Source organism: Palleniella muris, from assembly GCF_004792655.1.
GTDB classification, from domain to species: Bacteria; Bacteroidota; Bacteroidia; order Bacteroidales; family Bacteroidaceae; genus Prevotella; species Prevotella muris_A.
On sequence record NZ_SRZC01000001.1, the window covers coordinates 186968 to 204173 of the forward strand.

Here is a 17206-nt window from a genome sequence, read left to right on the forward strand (position 1 = left end):
CAGCCGCAAACCCTTGCTCTTTTGTTCGTTTTGCCTTACTTGTTTATTTCCTTGATAAGGCGGTCTGCCTTACCCCACTTGTCCATCATGAAGAGCATGTAGCGGATGTCCACACAGATACAGCGTGCGAGTTCCGCATCGAAGAATATGTCTGCAGAGAGAGAATCCCAGTTGCCGTCGAAGGCAAGACCTATCAAACGGTTGTTACCGTCGAACACCGGAGAACCGGAGTTGCCGCCGGTGATGTCGTTGCTGGTGAGGAAACAGAGGTTCATTGTTCCACTCACAGGGTCATTGTACTGTCCGAAATCCTTCGCAGAGAAGAGTTCGTGCATGATTGGCTCTGCATAGTACTCGAAATTATAGTCCTTTCCGGCAGTCTTCTCATCGCCGAGGAGCATCTTCTTGTAGAGTGAAGAAGGCTCTGTGTAGTAGCTGCTCTTCTTGCCGTTGAGGAGGTATCCGCCCACCTGTCCGTAGGACATGCGGAGCGTGAAGTTGGCATCGGAATAGTGAGGCATATCCTCCTCCATGCGAATCTTTGCATCGCAGAGCATGCGCTCCTGGTCGTCGATGGTCTGGAAGATTTCCTCTGTGCCCTTGCGGATAAGCTGCATTGTGGCAAGAAGGTCCTGGCCCATCTGCACGGCGATGTCGTTCTGCATCTCCTTCTGCACCTTTTTCTTGTTGAAATAGATAGGTTCGGAGGACATCAGGCGTGAGTTGTAGAGCTTCTCGACATAACCCTTGTAGTCGTTGCCGATGGTCTTGTAGAACTCCGGTACATACTCTGCAGGCACCTGATCCTTATAGTTCTTGAGGAGAGCGGCAAGCACATCCTTCTCGGTTGCAAGGTCCCAAGTCTCGGAATTGTCCTTGAACTGGTTGTACTGCTTCTTCTTGTTGTCCTCCGGTCCGTAGATTGGGGCACCCATGGCGTAGCGCATGGCACGAGTGACAATCTCGTTTGTGCGTCCGAAAGTCTCCATGAAATAGGTCAGAGCCTTGCGCTTGTCCGTCAGTTGGGCATACAGTCCGCCGAGTTTGTCTATGTCAAGCTGTCCTTTCAGGTAACCGGTGCTGTCCTGATAGTGCTTGATGCGTGCCTCGTGACGCTGCTTCAGCTGAATGATTTCGAGGGAATCGATGCACTTGTTCATGCCGAGCGCGTTCTTCCAGTAGTTGGCACTCTGCGCATACTTTGAGTCATACTTGATGCGGACAGCCTCATCGGCACGCATGTGGCGCAGCATTTCGCGCTGTCTCACGGTACGCACCTGATAGCGTGGGGCGTTGGTTGCGTCGCGCATAAGTTGGATTCCGAAGCTGGAGAGGTAACGCTCAGTGCTGCCGGGATAACCCATTGTCATGGCAAAGTCGCCCTCTTTGTAGCCTTCGTTGCTCACACGGGCATAGACTTCAGGATGATAAGGCACATTGTCCTTGGAATATTTCGCAGGACCGCCTGTCTTCGGGTCACAGTAGATGCGGAAGACGGAGAAGTCACAGGTCTGGCGCGGCCACATCCAGTTGTCTGTCTCACCACCGAATTTGCCCATGGACTTAGGAATGGCGAAGACGAGACGCACATCCTCGAAGTCACGGTAAGTGGTCAGATAGAACTTGTTGCCCTCGTAGAACGGTTTCAGCTCCACGCGCAGTGTGGAGTCTTCCTTGTGCACACGCTCCTGCTCCTTGGACTCGAGAGAGTCGAGGAGTGCCTCGCGCTTTGCGTTTGAAAGGCTGTAGATGTTGTGCTTCATGACCTCGGCGGTGTAGTCGCGCTGGGAAATCATGAACGAAACGAAGAGGTTCTCGTTAGGAAGCTCCTCCTCAAAGGACTTGCTCACGAATCCGTTGAGCATGTAGTCGTGCTCCACGGTGGAGTGTGAGCGTATCGCCTCGAAACCGCAATGGTGGTTGGTGAACACGAGTCCGTCGGAAGAGACCACCACTCCGGAGCAGTAGCCGCCGAAGTTGACCACTGACTTCATTATGGCATTCTTGTCGTTGTACAACTGTCCGTAAGGCAGATGATAGCCTTCTTCCTGCATTTTCTCGTAGACTGCCTGTGGCAGGTTGGAGAGTGTCCACATTCCTTCGTCAGCCTTTGCCTTGGATGCACCGAAGAACGACTGTGCAAGGAGTGCGAAGATAAATAGTTTTCTCATTTGCTTTTATTTTGTTTTGATATGGTTTCGCTTTGTCTTGTCAATGTGGCAATCTGGCAATTTGTCAAGATTCATTATTCCGATGGAACGGGCTAAAACTGCACAGTGAACGCTCCGCCTATGGCAAAGTGTGTCATCCAACGCCGGCTTTCGGCTGTAACCGTCTGATTATGTGCGTTATTTACCGGTGACGGTGACAGGCTTCGATAAGTGTATGTGCTCTTGGACGCATCCACATCCACAAAGATTTTCCATGCGAAATTGTCTCTGCAACGCCACGAAGCACTTATGCCGGTGACGAGATTGAAGGCATTTCCTCCTTTGACTCTCAGCATTTCCTGTGACGACCGGTCGTCATTCCTGACGCAAATGCCGTCGGAAAAGCGCATGCCGCATAGTGCTTTTGCACCGAAAGCGACACTGTTGCCTACAGGAATATTGCCGTAAACACCGGCATCGAATGACATATCGGTGAATATATTGTCATCAAAATACGCCATTTCACCGTACTTTTCCATTATGAATGGTATGTCCGCGGGAGTCGTTGTGACACGCACCATACCGCCGATGCCTACATATTCATTGAAGAAATATGCCCCTTCGAGTCCTGCCACAGAACTTGCACGCAGGTTGATTGCCTTTTCCATGCCGTCAGGGGTGAGGAAATGCAGTGTATTTTTGTGTATTCCGACGCCCATTTGCACGTCAAGGAACGATGGATTCGTGGTTTTTTGAAACTTACCCTGCTCAAAATCGTTCAATCCACGGTTGCCATAGATGAGGTCGGCAAGGAAATAGCCAATCTCAACGGACAGGATTCCTATGCCTGCTCCTGCTGCCACATCGCCTGCATGGTGGCGGTTATGTGCCACGCGGAGCATGCTTGTCCCTGCAGCCAGTGCGTATCCGCTGAAGGAAAACCATGGGGAGCGCGTCGCACCATATTCCTTATGAAGGATTGTCGCTGCCGTGAAAGCCACCGCAGCGTGACCCGAGGGGAACGACTTGTTATCGGAATGGTCAGGGCGTTGTGCCTTGAAAGTGTGTTTTGCGGCGGTGACTGCACCTGCCATGATGACGTTTGACACCGCAGCCGATGTCAGGAAGCGCGGCAAACCGGAGCGTCCTTCGTAGCCGGCGACCTTCAGCCCTGCAATGATGGCATAGGGAGAGAAGCGCAGATAGTTCTCGACTTCGTGCTTGCCGGTGGTGGAGACGACGGTCAAATCGTCACCATAGTCCTCTGCATCATTATTATATAATGTGCAGGAGGTGGCGGAATGTACGCCTGAGGCATACGCTGTCGCAATCAGAATGGCAAGGGTTCGGAGCATGGGTGTGTGGTGTTTTTTAATCTATATTGACATTACTGACATTACTGTCAATATTGACAATACTGATTTTATTGACCATTACTTTCTTTTTATCTCCTCCAGACCCGCATTGAATGTCGGATTTGTCGGGTTGATTATCTCAAAATAGGCGGATTCACCGTATAAATCGCGCGCTATGAGTGCACGCAACTGATCTTTGAGATAAGGCATTGTGCGCTGCTTCTCCTTCTCGTCCGCCGGCTCAACCTTCTGTTTCCTGCCCTCTTCGACAATCGCTGCGATGAGCGTTTCGGGGATGTTGAAGTCCCGCTTGAAGTCGTTTATTATCTTGAATTTCTTCAGTTGGCGGCGGTTCTTGTCATAGTACTTTATCACTTCCTGCACTACAATGCCCTTTGCCACCAAGGAGCGGTGGAATCGGGTGTATTGGAGTGTGTCGAGAGGGACGAAGATGTCCGGCATGATTCCTCCACCGCCGTAGACGGTACGGTGCTCACGGAGCGTCTCATACTTCAGGGAATCATCGAAATGTATGGAGTCACGGCAGGTCAGTTCGCCATGTTTCAGACGCTGCTCGAAGTCCATATCATAGTCTTTCCTGTCACCCGGCTTGTACGGTTTCTGTATGCAGCGACCCGTAGGAGTATAGTAATGGGCGACGGTAAGGCGTATCATGGAGCCGTCAGGAAGCTCCACGGGACGCTGCACCAACCCCTTTCCAAATGTCCTTCGTCCTATGATGATGCCGCGGTCGTGGTCCTGCACCGCACCGGAGACAATCTCTGCCGCGGAAGCGGTGAACTCATTGACGAGCACAACCACCTTTCCGGTCTGCAATCTGCCTCTGCCGTCCGCCTTGGACTCATGGCGTGGGACACTTCTTCCTGTGGTATAGACGATGAGGGTTCCTTTCTCCAGGAACTCATTGGCAACATCCTCCGCTGCCGAAAGATAGCCTCCGCCATTGTCCTGAAGGTCGAGGATAAGGTCGACCATGCCCTGCCGCTTCAGCGAATCCGCTGCTTGGAGCAGCTCCTTGTGGGTTGTCGCGCCGAAATTGCCGAGGCGTATGTAGCCGATTCCCGGCTCTACCATGTATGCGGCATCCATGGAATGCACCGGAATCTTGTCACGCTTTATGATGAAAGATATCGGTTTCTTCTCTCCGGCGCGCTTTACAAGGACATTGACCTTTGTCCCTCGCTTGCCGCGGAGACGCTTCATGATGTCCGTTCTTGACATTTTCACGCCGGCGATGGCTGTGTCGTTGACAGCGATAATACGGTCTCCGGCGATGATTCCGACCTTTTCCGACGGTCCGCCGTGGACTGTCTGGAGGACGATAAGTGTGTCCTCAATGACATTGAACTGCACACCTATGCCGTCAAAGTTGCCTTGCAGCGGTTCGTTAAGTTCTTGTGTCTCCTTTGCAGTGGTGAAGGAAGAGTGCGGGTCCAGCTTCTCCAGCATGCCGCGTATACCATCTTCAACGAGTTTGTTGGCATCAACAGTGTCGACATAGAGGTTCTCTATCGCCAGTTGGGCTATCTGCAGCTTGCGCAAAGGAGAGTCTGCGCCGATTTTTATTTTCATCTGTCCTGCAGCCGCAAGTGGCAGGAGGGCAAGGAATATAAGCAGTTTTTTCATTGTTTTCGTTTGGTTAAGTTTTTTCGGACAATAGTGTCAATAGTGTCATTATTGACAGTACTGATTTCTTGTCAATACTGTCAATAATGATAAAACTGACAATACAGACCCAAGGTTATTACTCCTCCTCGTCCAGAATGTCCTTCTCTATGACAAGATTGTTAATGATAAAATCCTGTCTGTCGGGAGTGTTCTTGCCCATATAGTACGCAAGGAGCTTCTGCACCTGGTCCTCCTGACGCAGCGTAACCTGCTCAAGACGGATGTCCGGACCGATGAAACCGGCAAATTCGTCAGGGGAAATCTCGCCCAGACCCTTAAAGCGCGTAATCTCCGGGTCAGGAGAAAGTTCCTCGATGGCACGCTGACGCTCCTCGTCACTGTAACAGTAGCGCGTGATGAAGTCCTTCTGCTTCTCGTTGCGAGCCTTCAGTTTCTCGTCCTCTGCCTTTATGACTGCCTTGTTCTTAATTTTCGTACGGCGGTTGCGCACACGGAACAGCGGTGTCTGAAGGATATAGACATGCCCCTTTCTGACCAGCTCCGGGAAGAACTGGAGGAAGAAAGTGATGGTCAGAAGGCGTATGTGCATGCCGTCGACATCGGCATCCGTGGCGACAATGACCTTATTATAACGCAGGGAATCAAGGCCGTCCTCAATGTCAAGTGCCGCCTGCAGGAGGTTGAACTCCTCATTTTCATAGACCACCTTCTTGGTAAGTCCGAAGGAGTTCAGCGGTTTTCCGCGCAGGGAGAACACCGCCTGAGTGTTCACATCGCGGCTCTTCGTAATGGAACCGGAAGCGGAATCGCCCTCGGTGATGAATATGGAAGACTCCTCTTTCCGAGGATTCTTGAAATCAGAGAAGTGCACACGGCAGTCGCGGAGCTTCGGATTATGGAGGTTTGCCTTCTTGGCACGCTCACGGGCGAGCTTCGTCACGCCTGCCATTGCCTTGCGTTCACGCTCCGAAGAGGTGATTTTCTCGAGAATGACCTCGGCAACATCGGGATTCTTGTGCAGGAAATTGTCCACCTCGGTATGCACGAAATCACCGATATACTTGTTGATGCTCACGCCCTCCGGTGCCATAAGCAGCGAACCGAGCTTGATTTTCGTCTGCGACTCGAACATCGGTTCCTCGACATTCACTGCCACCGCAGCCACAATGCCGTTACGGATGTCGGTGAACTCGAAGGATTTCTGGAAAAAGTCCTTCAATGTCTTGGCAATATGTTCCTTAAAAGCCGACTGGTGAGTGCCGCCCTGCGTGGTGTGCTGTCCGTTGACAAAAGAGTGGTATTCCTCACCATACTGGTTGGCATGTGTGAAGGCAATCTCTATGTCCTCCCCCTTTATATGCACGATAGGATACAGCGAAGCCGTGGACATCGTGTCCTTCAGCAGGTCGGCAAGTCCGTTCCTGGACGCTATGCGGCGTCCGTTGTGCATGATAATCAGACCGGAATTGAGGTACGTATAGTTACGAAGCATCTCGGCAACAATGTCGTCATGGAACTTGTAGTTGAGGAACAGCGTTTCGTCAGGCTCAAAGAAAATGAACGTTCCGTTCTCCTCTTCAGTGTCCTTCGTCTCGTCCGACTGCAGGATTCCCCGCTCAAAACATGCGCTGCGCACCTTTCCGTCGCGGTAGGAACGCACCTCAAAGCGTGAGGAAAGGAAGTTTACGGCCTTCACACCGACACCGTTCATGCCCACAGACTTCTTGAAAGCCTTGGAGTCATACTTGCCGCCGGTGTTCAGTTGCGACACTGCCTCAATCATCTTGCCCTGAGGAATGCCGCGTCCATAGTCGCGGATGGAGATGCGCAACTGCTCGTCCACATCCACCTCGATGCGCTTTCCGGCATTCATGCGGAACTCGTCGATGGAATTGTCGATAGCCTCTTTCAGAAGCACATATATGCCGTCCTCGGCATGGCTGCCGTCACCGAGGCGACCAATGTACATACCGGGGCGCGTGCGGATATGCTCAACGTCGGACAACTTGCGTATGTTGTCGTCAGTATACTCCACCTGCTCTGCCTGAAACTCCAAGTCTTCTGCCATATTCTGATTATGTTATGTGGTTGTAGGGAAAGGGATTCCCTTGGTTAATCGGGTTGTTGTTGTTTATTTAATCATGAGGCAACATGAGACATCATGATATAACATGTTTCATCATGAGATAACATGTCGCATCACGAAACCATGTCACACTATGAGAACGTCATGTCTTCACTATATTTTCTTCTTCCAGCACACACGCTTCTTGTGGTTACGGTGCTCAAACATGTCCCACTGCCCCTGCACGGCGGTGTTCGTCTCCATCTCCAGCTGCGTCTCCGCCCACTCCACACCGTACTTGTGGTAGTACGGAATCAAGTCGTAAAAGAACAGGGCATTGACACCTTTGTTGCGGTATTCGGGAAGCACACCTATAAGGAGCAGGTCGAGCCCCTTTGATTTCTTTGAGAGAAGGAAGCGCAAAAGGTGGAACCAGCCGAAAGGGAGGAGCCTGCCGCGGCGGCACTTCTGCAGCACTCTCGCCATCGAAGGCACTGTGACGCCCACGCCGATGAGGTCGTGTCCCGGGGTGTTCCAGTCCTCCACAAGGGTCACAAGGTTCATGTCCAGCACAATGGAGAACTTGCCCACCAATTGGTCTATCTGCCTGTCTGTCAGTTCGCTGTAGCCATACAGGTCTTTGTACGTGGCATTTATCAGAGAGAAGACCTTGCGTCCCATCTTCTCCTTGCCGTACAACTCTCTGCGCTTCACCTTCCTTATGTGCAGATTGTAACGCTTCATGATCATCTCGGAAATCTTCCTGTGTTTCTCGGGCATCTTCTCCGGAACAAGGATATTGTACTCATTATAGCGGTTGTCAATCTCAAAGCCGCCGATTTCCTCGATGATTCGCGGATAATACTCGTAATTGTATAGCGTGGCAATCGTGCTCAACTCATCAAAGCCATACACCAGCATGCCCTCGCTGTCCATGTCCGTGAAGCCGAGCGGACCGACCATCTGCTCCATGCCATGCTTCCGCCCGTAGTCAGCGACGGCATCGAGCAACGCCTCGGCAACCGCCTTGTCCTCAACAAAGTCTATCCAGCCGAAGCGCACATCCTTCCTGCCCCATTTCTCGTTAGCCTTGTGATTGATGATGGCTGCCACCCTTCCCACAAGCTCTCCGTCACGGTAAGCCATGAAATACTCCGCCTCACAGAAGTCAAAAGCGGCATTTCTGTCACGGGAAAGTGTGTCCATCTCATCGCTGTAAAGCGAAGGGACATCATAAGGCGAGCCTTCATAAAGGTCGTAATGGAAATCAATGAACCGTCCAAGGTCTTTCTTCGTATCTACCCTGCGTATCTCTATATCTTTCATATTCAATAATTTGGGTCAATGCATCCGCATTTCTTTCCCGCGCATATATAATGTTTGGGCGCATCCGCGCATAAAACGTTACAAAGTTACTAAAAACAAACGTATTCTTAACATTTTGCCTTGTAAAATTATTTTTTTTTAGTTCTTTGGAGTGAAAAGTGTGGAAAAACCTCCATGACTATTATTTAGACAGATTGGAAAAATATTTCGAGAAAACCTTGTACAGCCACGCCAAAACAACTATCTTTGCATAGCGGTTTCGTCATTCGCCATCCTAAACACATTCACACACTATAATTTCATAAAACAACATCATACTAATGGATTTCTCAAAGTTCGAATATATAATTTCATCAAAACGGATGCGTAAATATGTTATTGCTTGTGGCAATGACACACGCAAAGCCATGACACTCTACCGTCTCAACCTCCGCTTATCACAAGAGATATTCACTGTTATCAGTTGCTTTGAAGTAGCTCTACGCAATGCCATAGACCGGGAAATGGCTAATCACTGGGGAAGCCATTGGCTGCGCGACCTTGTCATGCCGGGAGGTGTATTTTTCAATGAAAAAAGAATCGAGAAATCCCGCAAAATCATATACAAAGCCTACGAGGGACTGATGCACAAACGCAAATACAGTCATGAAAAACTGCTTGCTGAAATGGAATTCGGTGTTTGAAAATACATGTATTCCGGCATAGAATACAGGGTTTCGGGACGCATATTGCTCAATATTTTCCCTAACAAGCCTCGTTCCACAAAAGAGAAGAATATCGACAATTCGTTTATATTCAACGAGTTGGATTATATAAACAACATGAGAAACCGCATCGCCCACCACTAACCAATCTGCTTTAACAGCAAAGGTGAGATAGACACATTCTATGTCATTAGCCGGTATGCCAAAATAATCCGTCTTTTTTCATGGCTCAACATTGACAGCAAAGCACTTCTCTATGGGCTTGACCATGTGAATCAAGTCTGCAAAAAGATTGATATGCTCAACACCTCCACATAATTCATAAAAATAACTAAAAAAGAACAGAAAGTTCTGATTATTTTTGCTTTATAACGTATAATATCGTATCTTTGCAATGTTTACTCCCGGTAGCCCCTGATTCGTCAAGCTATCGGGTTTGTTTTTATGCACTCAAAAAGCAATCACATAAGTTCTTAAGGGCAGATGCTCAAAGTGACAATACGCAAAAGGACACTTTCATTCATCGAATTACTCCCCACCTGCAAAACCAAAGGTAACACTTTGCATAGTCAAAGGTTACCTTTTACCGTGTAAAGTGTTACCTTTCGCAGTGCAAAAGGCAACCTTTTGTTTCACAATCATCAACTTGCTGATTTTCAACAAATAACAAAGTTGGACAACATTCCTTACCTGCGACGGCAGACAAGGATACGGTGCTCGCCGAGAATGGTTGTCCCGAAGATGAAAAACTCTCCGCCGTCCTTCATGCGGAGACGCTTGCGGAGCTCGTCCGCGGACATGGGGAAATTGCGCACGGCTATGTTCGCACGCGACACACCGCCGGGAATGACGGAGAGGACTTTGCGCAACTCCTTCTTGTTCAGGGAGGAAACGGCAAGAATCTCAAAACATCTGGCAGGGATTTTCCCGATAAAATCGGCGTTTTTTGCAACAAACAGGTGCGACATCCTGTCAAGGGCAGCACAAGAGAATTGTGCGGTGAAATCGGCAAAATTACCCGATTTCATTATCGAAGCATTGGGCACAACCAAAGTTTCTCCGGTGGCAGGCATGGCAGTGACGACAGGCGGCAGCATCGGCTGACAGTCTCCGTCAGGAAGGAGCATGCTCTCGAACACCTCATCATCATTGACGCACACCACTTTTGCCGGCTCGTCGCTGTCGTTGATGACAAGGATAAGTTCCTTGCACTCATTCTTCACGGAGACAATGTGTACCTCTGAAACACCGTCTACAAGACGGCACGCCTCACGATGGTCAAGCATCGGCGATAGTTTCACTATCACGCGCCACGCCTTCTCCCTCAGCAACGGCATCAGACCGACAATGTCGGGCGTGCAGTCCTCTATGGCGTAGGTCTTCCTGCCGTTCACATCACGGCGCGCAGGGTCAAGGTAGATTGTCGTCCTCTTGCGCTCCTCTTCCGAGAAAGGCAGGGATTGCAGGAACGACTCAGAGGTGTCGCAGGCGACATGGGCATTCTCCATTCCGAGAACGGAGAAGTTATGGCGCGCCATCTCGCATAGATGCTCCTGACGCTCGACATACCACGCCCTCCCGAAACCTTGCGACATGTAGGAGAAATCTACGCCAAAACCTCCCGTTAGGTCGATGAAATGGGCGTTTTTCTTCACTTCCGTGCTTTCCGGAAGCAGTTTGTCACGCTTGTAGACAGCGGTCTTTTCGCTCGAACATTGCTCCATGGAGATGTGCGGAGGATAGAGTATGCCGTCACATTCCGCCCACATCGGCAGCTTCGTGCGCGCCCTCTGCCTGCCGTCAATCTGCCGGAGGGCGAAGCGCATGTCCACTCCTTGCTGCGGCTTTAACGCCAGCCGGCGGACATCATCGTCACGGTGGATAGTGATAAACTCCTCTGTTGTCATGGTCGGTTATAATGGATTTTTTGACAAGGCATTATGCCTTTTTCTCTGAAAAATGAAAAATTATGGTGCAAAGATATAAAGAATTTGCCAAATAATTAGTAAATTTGTGGCAAATTATATTGCTATTGCCTGTATGCAAGGACTTTCGCAGAAATGTCCGTACCGTTTTGCGGGGCATGCAGGATGACAGATTACAGACTATGGATGAAGATTTCGACATAAGAAGCCAGGGGCAGAAGAGCACGGAAAAGGACTTTGAGAACGCTCTCCGCCCTCTCGAATTCGGCGATTTCACCGGACAGAAGAAGGTTGTGGAGAACCTTCAGGTCTTTGTGGAGGCAGCGAAATATCGCGGTGAGCCTCTTGACCACACTTTGCTCCACGGGCCTCCGGGACTGGGAAAGACGACACTTTCAAACATCATTGCCAACGAACTGGGCGTGGGATTCAAAATCACTTCCGGTCCGGTGCTCGACAAACCGGGCGACCTTGCCGGCATACTGACATCGCTGGAGCCTAACGACGTGCTGTTCATCGACGAGATTCACCGCCTCAGCCCTGTCGTCGAGGAGTATCTTTACTCTGCCATGGAGGACTATCGCATAGACATCATGATTGACAAAGGTCCTTCGGCACGAAGCATACAGATAGACCTGAACCCGTTCACCCTTGTCGGTGCAACGACGCGCTCGGGTCTGCTGACGGCTCCTCTGCGTGCGCGTTTCGGCATAAACATGCACCTTGAATACTACAATCCTGAGACTCTGATGCGCATCATACGACGCTCGGCGGGCATTCTCCGTGTGCCTATCTCGGACAAGGCTGCCATGGAGATAGCGCGACGCTCACGTGGTACGCCTCGAATAGCCAATGCTCTGCTGCGAAGGGTGAGGGATTTCGCCCAGGTGAAGGGCAACGGAAGCATCGACACGGCAATTGCGGAGATGTCGCTCACGGCTCTTAACATCGACTCCTTTGGTCTTGACGAGATTGACAATAAGATACTTACGACAATCATCGACAAATTCCGTGGCGGTCCTGTGGGCATCTCCACCATTGCGACAGCCATCGGCGAGGATGCGGGAACCGTGGAGGAGGTCTACGAACCGTTCCTCATCATGGAGGGCTTCATGAAGCGCACGCCTCGCGGACGTGTACTTACGGAACTGGCATACCGCCACCTCGGCAGGGACATCTACACTTCAGGAGAGCGGCAGCCGTCCCTGTTCGACTGAGAGACTTACGTCGGACAGGCTAAAACGACAGAATCATGAGAACAGCAATATTCACCGGGACTTTCAACCCGTTCACCATCGGACATGCGGACATTGTGGAACGTGCACTGGCTATCTTTGACAAGGTTGTCATCGGCATAGGATTCAATCCTGCGAAGGACAGCAACAGCGGTGTGGAGGAGCGTCTCGCACAGATAGAAAACGTTTACAAACATGAGCCGCGCGTCATGGTGGAGGCGTACAGCGACATGGCTGCCGACCTTGCAAAGAGACATGATGCGGCAGCCGTAGTAAAAGGTGTGCGCTCAGTCGTGGACTATGAGTATGAGAGGAATCAGGCGGAATACAACCGTCTGTTAGGGGACGGGCTGGAGACGGTGCTGTTTTTCTCACGTCCGGAACTCTCTGCGCTGTCAAGCAGTGGAGTGCGCACGCTGCAGATGTTCGGCAAGGACACCACGAAATTCCTCCCTTAACACCTGCATTCCAAGATATATTTCCCGATGAAATGGGCGTTTTTTGTAAGAATTATACAGTTTTCAAAACATAGAAGATTATGATTAGCTACAACGCGGAGAACGTTAAGATGCCTCAGATAAAGAAGCGTGAGGTGACAAAATGGATACGTAATGTCGCTGCAAAGTACGGCAGGACGGTCGGAGAGGTAGGTTATCTCTTCTGTGACGACGAGAAGATACTCGAGGTCAACCGCGAGTATCTGCAGCATGACTATTATACGGACATCATAACATTCGATTATGATGAGGGCAATCAGGTCAATGGCGACCTTGTAATCTCGCTCGACACCGTGCGCAGCAATGCCGAACTCTTCAACAAGCCTTACGAAGAGGAGCTTTACCGCGTGATTATCCACGGCATCCTCCACCTCTGCGGCATCAACGACAAAGGTCCGGGAGAGCGTGAGATAATGGAAAAGGCGGAAAATGAAGCCCTCGTCATGTGGTTCGGGAAACAGTAGCACCGTTATGACGGTGGACAAACAAGAAAACCGGTATACTCATGCCCTGTGACATAAGTATACCGGTTTTCAGTATTAGTATTTGTTCAAACACCTGAGATAAGCAGCCTCACTTACGCAAGCAGACGCTTCACGATGGCAGAAATCTGCCCGCCATCAGCCTTTCCGGCCATCTGCTTGGAGGCAACGCCCATGACTTTGCCCATTTCCTTTATGGAAGAAGCACCTGTCTCGGCAATGATAGTCTTCACAACAGCCTCGATTTCCTCCTCGGTCATTGGCTTCGGGAGATACTGCTCGATGACAGCAACCTGCGCAAGCTCGTCGTCTGCGAGGTCCTGACGTCCCTGCTGAACGTAGGTAGCAGCAGATTCCTTGCCCTGCTTTGCAAGTTTCTGGAGAATCTTCATTGCCTCCGCATCGGTGAGTTCGTCATTTGCTCCCGGGGCAGTCTTAGCCTCAAGGAACACTTTCTTTATGTTTCTTAATGTCTCGAGGCGCACCTTGTCGCGTGCTTTCATAGCCTCCTTGATGTCTGTTGAAATCTGATCGAAAAGCATAGTAGTATTTGTTTTAATGAGTTTTGTTTAATGTTTTTGCCCATTTCATCGGCAGAAAGGACAGGAGAGACATCAGTTTGTCAGACGGCTGAAATAGGTTATTATCTCTTCCCATGTCTTGAACGTGTCCGAACCGTACTCTATCGGTGTCGCCATTCCGTCCTTCGGCGGGCAGGGAGATATGAAGAAATCACCGTAAAGGAATTCCGGATTGTTTGTGAAGATAAGGTGGTCGTGCGCCGGCACTGTGACATATTCCTGCATCCAGTCCGTGACCACCTTATAATAATAGGTGTCATTCGTCGGTGAAGATGCCACAAAACAGAGCGTATAGTCATCAAGGAGAGCCTCAACCGCCTTGTGCATCGACGGCGTTGCCTGCATACGGTCGTTGTGAAGGCATTCAAAGTCGATGTAGACTGTCTCACGCTGCCGTTTCTCCTGCCTGTCGTCTATCCAACGGACAACAGGGACGAGGGCATGATGCACAACGGTGTCTATCAGGCGGTGCTCACCATGGAAGGTTATTCCCTGAGGATAATGCTCAAGAAACAAGTCCCTTGTGTGTACCACGGGGTCATTGTCACCGAAAAGTCCCCACACTCTCGCCTTGTCCTCCCTGACCTTTTCGGGATTGAAGCATTGCGCCGTGAGCTCACGATACTCCTTTACAATCGCCTTTGTGACAATCATTTCCTGCACGCCGTCACGCCGCGGGTTGTGGAAAGTGAGCTTGCCCACCATGCCATGGCTGCCCATTGTGTCGCCCATTTGGAACGCCGGATTGACCAGTATGCGGTCGTATCCGTAGAGCATCTCCGTCATCATGCCGCCCATCGATGAGCCTATGATGAGGTCAGGATGCTCATTCTCGCAGACATCGTGGAGCAAATCCATCGCTTCCTGCGGATGAAGAGGGAGGTCGGGAGCAACCACAGTAGCGTTGGGGAAGATTGTACGCAGCAGCGTCACTGTCCCCGACTGTCCGCTGGAAGCAAAGCCGTGGACGTAAAGTATCTTCTTGCCGGACATTATGTCCTGCCATATCTTCATGTATTCCATTGGGTGATGTGTGTTTTTGAGGGATTTTGGTCAATATTGTCAGTACTGTCAATAATGACAATAATGACCCAAAATCTAACCAACCATTATCTGCAGAGCTTGCAGCCCTCACATTTTGACAACTCGCCACGGAAGCGTTTGTCGATGAGATAGTGCAGACGGTCGCGCAGAGGTTCGAGAGGAATCTCGTCGATTACCTCATAAATGAATGCCGCCTGAAGGAGAAGGCGCGCCTCTTCGAGAGGAATGCCGCGCTGACGCATGTAAAAAAGTGCGCTCTCACTCAGCTGCCCGACGGTCGAACCGTGGGAACATTTCACATCATCGGCATAGATTTCGAGCATCGGCTGTGTGTACATCCGCGCCGTTTTCGTAGATAGAAGGTTCTGGTTTCTCTCCTCTGACATCGTCTTCTGTGCATCCTTGCGCACCAGTACACGGCCGGCAAAAGCACCTACGGCATTGCCGTCAAGGACATATTTGTACAATTCGTGGCTGTCACAGTCAGGCACGGCATGGTCGATGAGCGTGTTGTTGTCCACGTGCTGTTCCTTGTCAGCCACCACAGCACCGTCAAGCCAACATTCCGCACCCTCACCTGCAAGCGTGAGGCGTGTCATCTGGCGTGTTTTTCCGTTATGCAGTGTGATAAGACTGTGGTGGACACGCGAGCGACTCTCCTGCCTTATGTATGTGTTTGCCACAAGAGCATTGCGCTGATGAGTCTCCTCCAATCCGTAAACCTCTATGTCCGCACCCTCTCCGGCAAGGATTTCCGTCACCTGAGTGGTAAGGAATTGGCGGTCGTCGGCTGCATGGTCGCAGAAGAGAACCTTCACTTTGCTTCCCTTTTCCGCCACAATCAGCACACGGCGGTTGACCATCATGTCCACATCCGAGCGCAGAATGTTCACCACCTGAATGGTCTTCTCCACCACAGTGTTCTCCGGAACATAAATCAAAAGTCCGTCCTCGGCAAGCATGGTGTTAAGGGAGGTTATCGCATCCGCTGTGGTCAGAGAATTGTAATATCGCGCCACGATGTCCTGACGGTTGCAGAACGAATCCACGACAACACCTTCCGGCAACTCTTTCTTGGGGAGAGCCTTGCCGAAAAGCGTATCATTGACCACGAAATAAAGCTGTGTGGAAAGGTTAGGCACGTCACATCGGAACGCCCGGTACGGGTCTACGGGGATTTCGAGACGGTTAAGGTTAAGCCCAAGGTCAGGAGCCATCATCTCACGGATGTCGGTGTAGCGGTACTCCTCATCCTTTCTGCCGGGCAGACCGCTGCTGCGGAAACTCTCGAAAGCCTCCTCACGCACGGCGTTCATTGCCTCACAGCTGTGAGACATTATCGTCTCACGGCACTGTTCGTAAAGTTCGACATACTGTCTTGCACTATTCTCCATCAGCTTCCTGCTTTATCCAGTCGAAACCACGTTCCTGTATCTCCTTCGCAAGCTCAGGTCCTGCGGTCTTCACTATCCTGCCCTTGTACAGCACATGCACAAACTGCGGGCGTATCATCTCAAGAAGACGGTCATAATGTGTTATGACAATCGTCGAAGTCTTCTCATTGCTGAGCTTGTTGACGCCCTCGGCAACGATGCGCATAGCATCGACATCCAGTCCGGAGTCTGTCTCGTCAAGGATGGACAGTGTCGGTTCGAGCATTGCCATCTGGAAAATCTCGTTACGCTTCTTCTCTCCTCCGGAGAACCCTTCGTTCACTGAGCGGTGGGCGAGCTTGCTGTCAAGCTCCACAACCTTACGCTTCTCACGCATAAGTTTCATGAATTCGGAAGCGTTAAGCGGTTCCTGACCATGGTACTTGCGCTTCTCGTTGATGGCAGCGCGCATGAAATTGGTCATGGACACTCCCGGTATCTCCACCGGATACTGGAAAGAGAGGAACAGACCCTCATGGGCACGATCCTCAGGCTTCATCTCCAGCAGGTTCTTGCCGTTGTACCACGCCTCGCCCTCTGTCACTTCATAGGCAGGATTGCCCACAAGTACAGCGGAGAGAGTAGACTTTCCTGAACCGTTAGGTCCCATTATGGCATGCACCTCGCCATCATTAATCGTGAGATTGATACCCTTCAATATTTCCTTGTCGCCTATTCTGGCGTGCAGATTCTTTACCTCTAACATACTGTTCTACTGATTTTATGTTGTATGAGCCAATTCTTTTTATATAAATACTG

At 50.6% G+C, this 17206-nt stretch carries 15 protein-coding genes; 5 read left to right on the plus strand and 10 right to left on the minus strand.

Annotation, left to right across the window (positions count from 1 at the left end; translation table 11 throughout):
* Positions 1-35 precede the first annotated feature (35 nt).
* The 5 genes from E5358_RS00770 to E5358_RS00790 all read right to left on the minus strand — a co-directional run bounded on the left by E5358_RS00770 (position 36) and on the right by E5358_RS00790 (position 8546).
* Positions 36-2171, minus strand: a complete 2136-nt coding sequence (locus tag E5358_RS00770) for a S46 family peptidase (protein WP_135938466.1) — start codon at positions 2169-2171, stop codon at positions 36-38.
* Between the two features lie 92 nt (positions 2172-2263).
* Entirely contained in the window at positions 2264-3505 is a 1242-nt protein-coding gene (locus tag E5358_RS00775) for a phosphatase PAP2 family protein (RefSeq protein WP_135938467.1), read from the minus strand.
* 78 nt (positions 3506-3583) lie between these two features.
* Entirely contained in the window at positions 3584-5152 is a 1569-nt protein-coding gene (locus tag E5358_RS00780; RefSeq protein WP_135938468.1) for a S41 family peptidase, read from the minus strand.
* A gap of 118 nt (positions 5153-5270) precedes the next feature.
* Positions 5271-7223 carry a DNA topoisomerase IV subunit B gene (locus E5358_RS00785; protein ID WP_135938469.1) on the minus strand — a complete coding sequence of 651 codons (1953 nt, stop codon included), beginning with the start codon at positions 7221-7223 and terminating at the stop codon, positions 5271-5273.
* Between the two features lie 171 nt (positions 7224-7394).
* On the minus strand, positions 7395-8546 hold the full coding sequence (locus E5358_RS00790) for an N-acetyltransferase (protein ID WP_135938470.1): 1152 nt from the start codon (positions 8544-8546) through the stop codon (positions 7395-7397).
* Positions 8547-8908: 362 nt separating this feature from the next.
* Here E5358_RS00790 and E5358_RS00795 point away from each other — a divergent pair, with 362 nt between their 5' ends.
* Positions 8909-9229, plus strand: coding sequence for an Abi family protein (locus E5358_RS00795; protein WP_168354550.1), 321 nt, complete (start codon positions 8909-8911; stop codon positions 9227-9229).
* 6 nt (positions 9230-9235) lie between these two features.
* On the plus strand, positions 9236-9394 hold the full coding sequence (locus E5358_RS14995; RefSeq protein ID WP_168354551.1) for a hypothetical protein: 159 nt from the start codon (positions 9236-9238) through the stop codon (positions 9392-9394).
* 542 nt (positions 9395-9936) lie between these two features.
* Here E5358_RS14995 and E5358_RS00800 read toward each other — a convergent pair.
* A complete protein-coding gene (locus E5358_RS00800) occupies positions 9937-11157 on the minus strand; it encodes a THUMP-like domain-containing protein (RefSeq protein ID WP_135938472.1) in 1221 nt (406 codons plus the stop codon).
* 200 nt (positions 11158-11357) lie between these two features.
* Between E5358_RS00800 and ruvB the strand changes: the two genes are divergently transcribed.
* The 3 genes from ruvB to ybeY all read left to right on the plus strand — a co-directional run bounded on the left by ruvB (position 11358) and on the right by ybeY (position 13371).
* Positions 11358-12392 carry a Holliday junction branch migration DNA helicase RuvB gene (gene ruvB / locus E5358_RS00805; protein WP_135938473.1) on the plus strand — a complete coding sequence of 345 codons (1035 nt, stop codon included), beginning with the start codon at positions 11358-11360 and terminating at the stop codon, positions 12390-12392.
* Positions 12393-12427: 35 nt separating this feature from the next.
* Positions 12428-12868: a pantetheine-phosphate adenylyltransferase gene (gene coaD / locus E5358_RS00810; protein WP_135938474.1), complete on the plus strand. Its 441-nt coding sequence runs from the start codon at positions 12428-12430 to the stop codon at positions 12866-12868.
* A gap of 80 nt (positions 12869-12948) precedes the next feature.
* Entirely contained in the window at positions 12949-13371 is a 423-nt protein-coding gene (gene ybeY / locus E5358_RS00815; RefSeq protein WP_135938475.1) for an rRNA maturation RNase YbeY, read from the plus strand.
* Positions 13372-13484: 113 nt separating this feature from the next.
* Here ybeY and E5358_RS00820 read toward each other — a convergent pair whose 3' ends face one another.
* From E5358_RS00820 to sufC, 4 genes are all read right to left on the minus strand, one after another.
* Positions 13485-13931 (minus strand): GatB/YqeY domain-containing protein, encoded by a 447-nt coding sequence (locus E5358_RS00820; RefSeq protein WP_135938476.1) that lies wholly within the window; start codon positions 13929-13931, stop codon positions 13485-13487.
* A 72-nt stretch (positions 13932-14003) separates the two neighbouring features.
* Positions 14004-14993 carry a YqiA/YcfP family alpha/beta fold hydrolase gene (locus tag E5358_RS00825; RefSeq protein ID WP_135938477.1) on the minus strand — a complete coding sequence of 330 codons (990 nt, stop codon included), beginning with the start codon at positions 14991-14993 and terminating at the stop codon, positions 14004-14006.
* Positions 14994-15079: 86 nt separating this feature from the next.
* Positions 15080-16408, minus strand: a complete 1329-nt coding sequence (gene sufD, locus E5358_RS00830; RefSeq protein ID WP_135938478.1) for a Fe-S cluster assembly protein SufD — start codon at positions 16406-16408, stop codon at positions 15080-15082.
* Entirely contained in the window at positions 16398-17153 is a 756-nt protein-coding gene (sufC, locus tag E5358_RS00835) for a Fe-S cluster assembly ATPase SufC (RefSeq protein WP_135938479.1), read from the minus strand. The genes sufD and sufC overlap by 11 nt, the downstream gene beginning before the upstream one ends.
* Between the last annotated feature and the right edge of the window lie 53 nt (positions 17154-17206).

What these genes read in the sequence shown, in the direction of transcription:
- sufD (WP_135938478.1), bottom strand. Translation starts at nt 16,408, where the DNA reads ATGGAGAATAGTGCAAGACAGTATGTCGAACTTTACGAACAGTGCCGT.
- E5358_RS14995 (WP_168354551.1), top strand. Translation starts at nt 9,236, where the DNA reads ATGTATTCCGGCATAGAATACAGGGTTTCGGGACGCATATTGCTCAAT.
- ybeY (WP_135938475.1), top strand. Translation starts at nt 12,949, where the DNA reads ATGATTAGCTACAACGCGGAGAACGTTAAGATGCCTCAGATAAAGAAG.
- E5358_RS00825 (WP_135938477.1), bottom strand. Translation starts at nt 14,993, where the DNA reads ATGGAATACATGAAGATATGGCAGGACATAATGTCCGGCAAGAAGATA.
- sufC (WP_135938479.1), bottom strand. Translation starts at nt 17,153, where the DNA reads ATGTTAGAGGTAAAGAATCTGCACGCCAGAATAGGCGACAAGGAAATA.
- ruvB (WP_135938473.1), top strand. Translation starts at nt 11,358, where the DNA reads ATGGATGAAGATTTCGACATAAGAAGCCAGGGGCAGAAGAGCACGGAA.
- E5358_RS00770 (WP_135938466.1), bottom strand. Translation starts at nt 2,171, where the DNA reads ATGAGAAAACTATTTATCTTCGCACTCCTTGCACAGTCGTTCTTCGGT.
- E5358_RS00775 (WP_135938467.1), bottom strand. Translation starts at nt 3,505, where the DNA reads ATGCTCCGAACCCTTGCCATTCTGATTGCGACAGCGTATGCCTCAGGC.
- E5358_RS00795 (WP_168354550.1), top strand. Translation starts at nt 8,909, where the DNA reads ATGCGTAAATATGTTATTGCTTGTGGCAATGACACACGCAAAGCCATG.
- coaD (WP_135938474.1), top strand. Translation starts at nt 12,428, where the DNA reads ATGAGAACAGCAATATTCACCGGGACTTTCAACCCGTTCACCATCGGA.
- E5358_RS00780 (WP_135938468.1), bottom strand. Translation starts at nt 5,152, where the DNA reads ATGAAAAAACTGCTTATATTCCTTGCCCTCCTGCCACTTGCGGCTGCA.
- E5358_RS00800 (WP_135938472.1), bottom strand. Translation starts at nt 11,157, where the DNA reads ATGACAACAGAGGAGTTTATCACTATCCACCGTGACGATGATGTCCGC.
- E5358_RS00790 (WP_135938470.1), bottom strand. Translation starts at nt 8,546, where the DNA reads ATGAAAGATATAGAGATACGCAGGGTAGATACGAAGAAAGACCTTGGA.
- E5358_RS00785 (WP_135938469.1), bottom strand. Translation starts at nt 7,223, where the DNA reads ATGGCAGAAGACTTGGAGTTTCAGGCAGAGCAGGTGGAGTATACTGAC.
- E5358_RS00820 (WP_135938476.1), bottom strand. Translation starts at nt 13,931, where the DNA reads ATGCTTTTCGATCAGATTTCAACAGACATCAAGGAGGCTATGAAAGCA.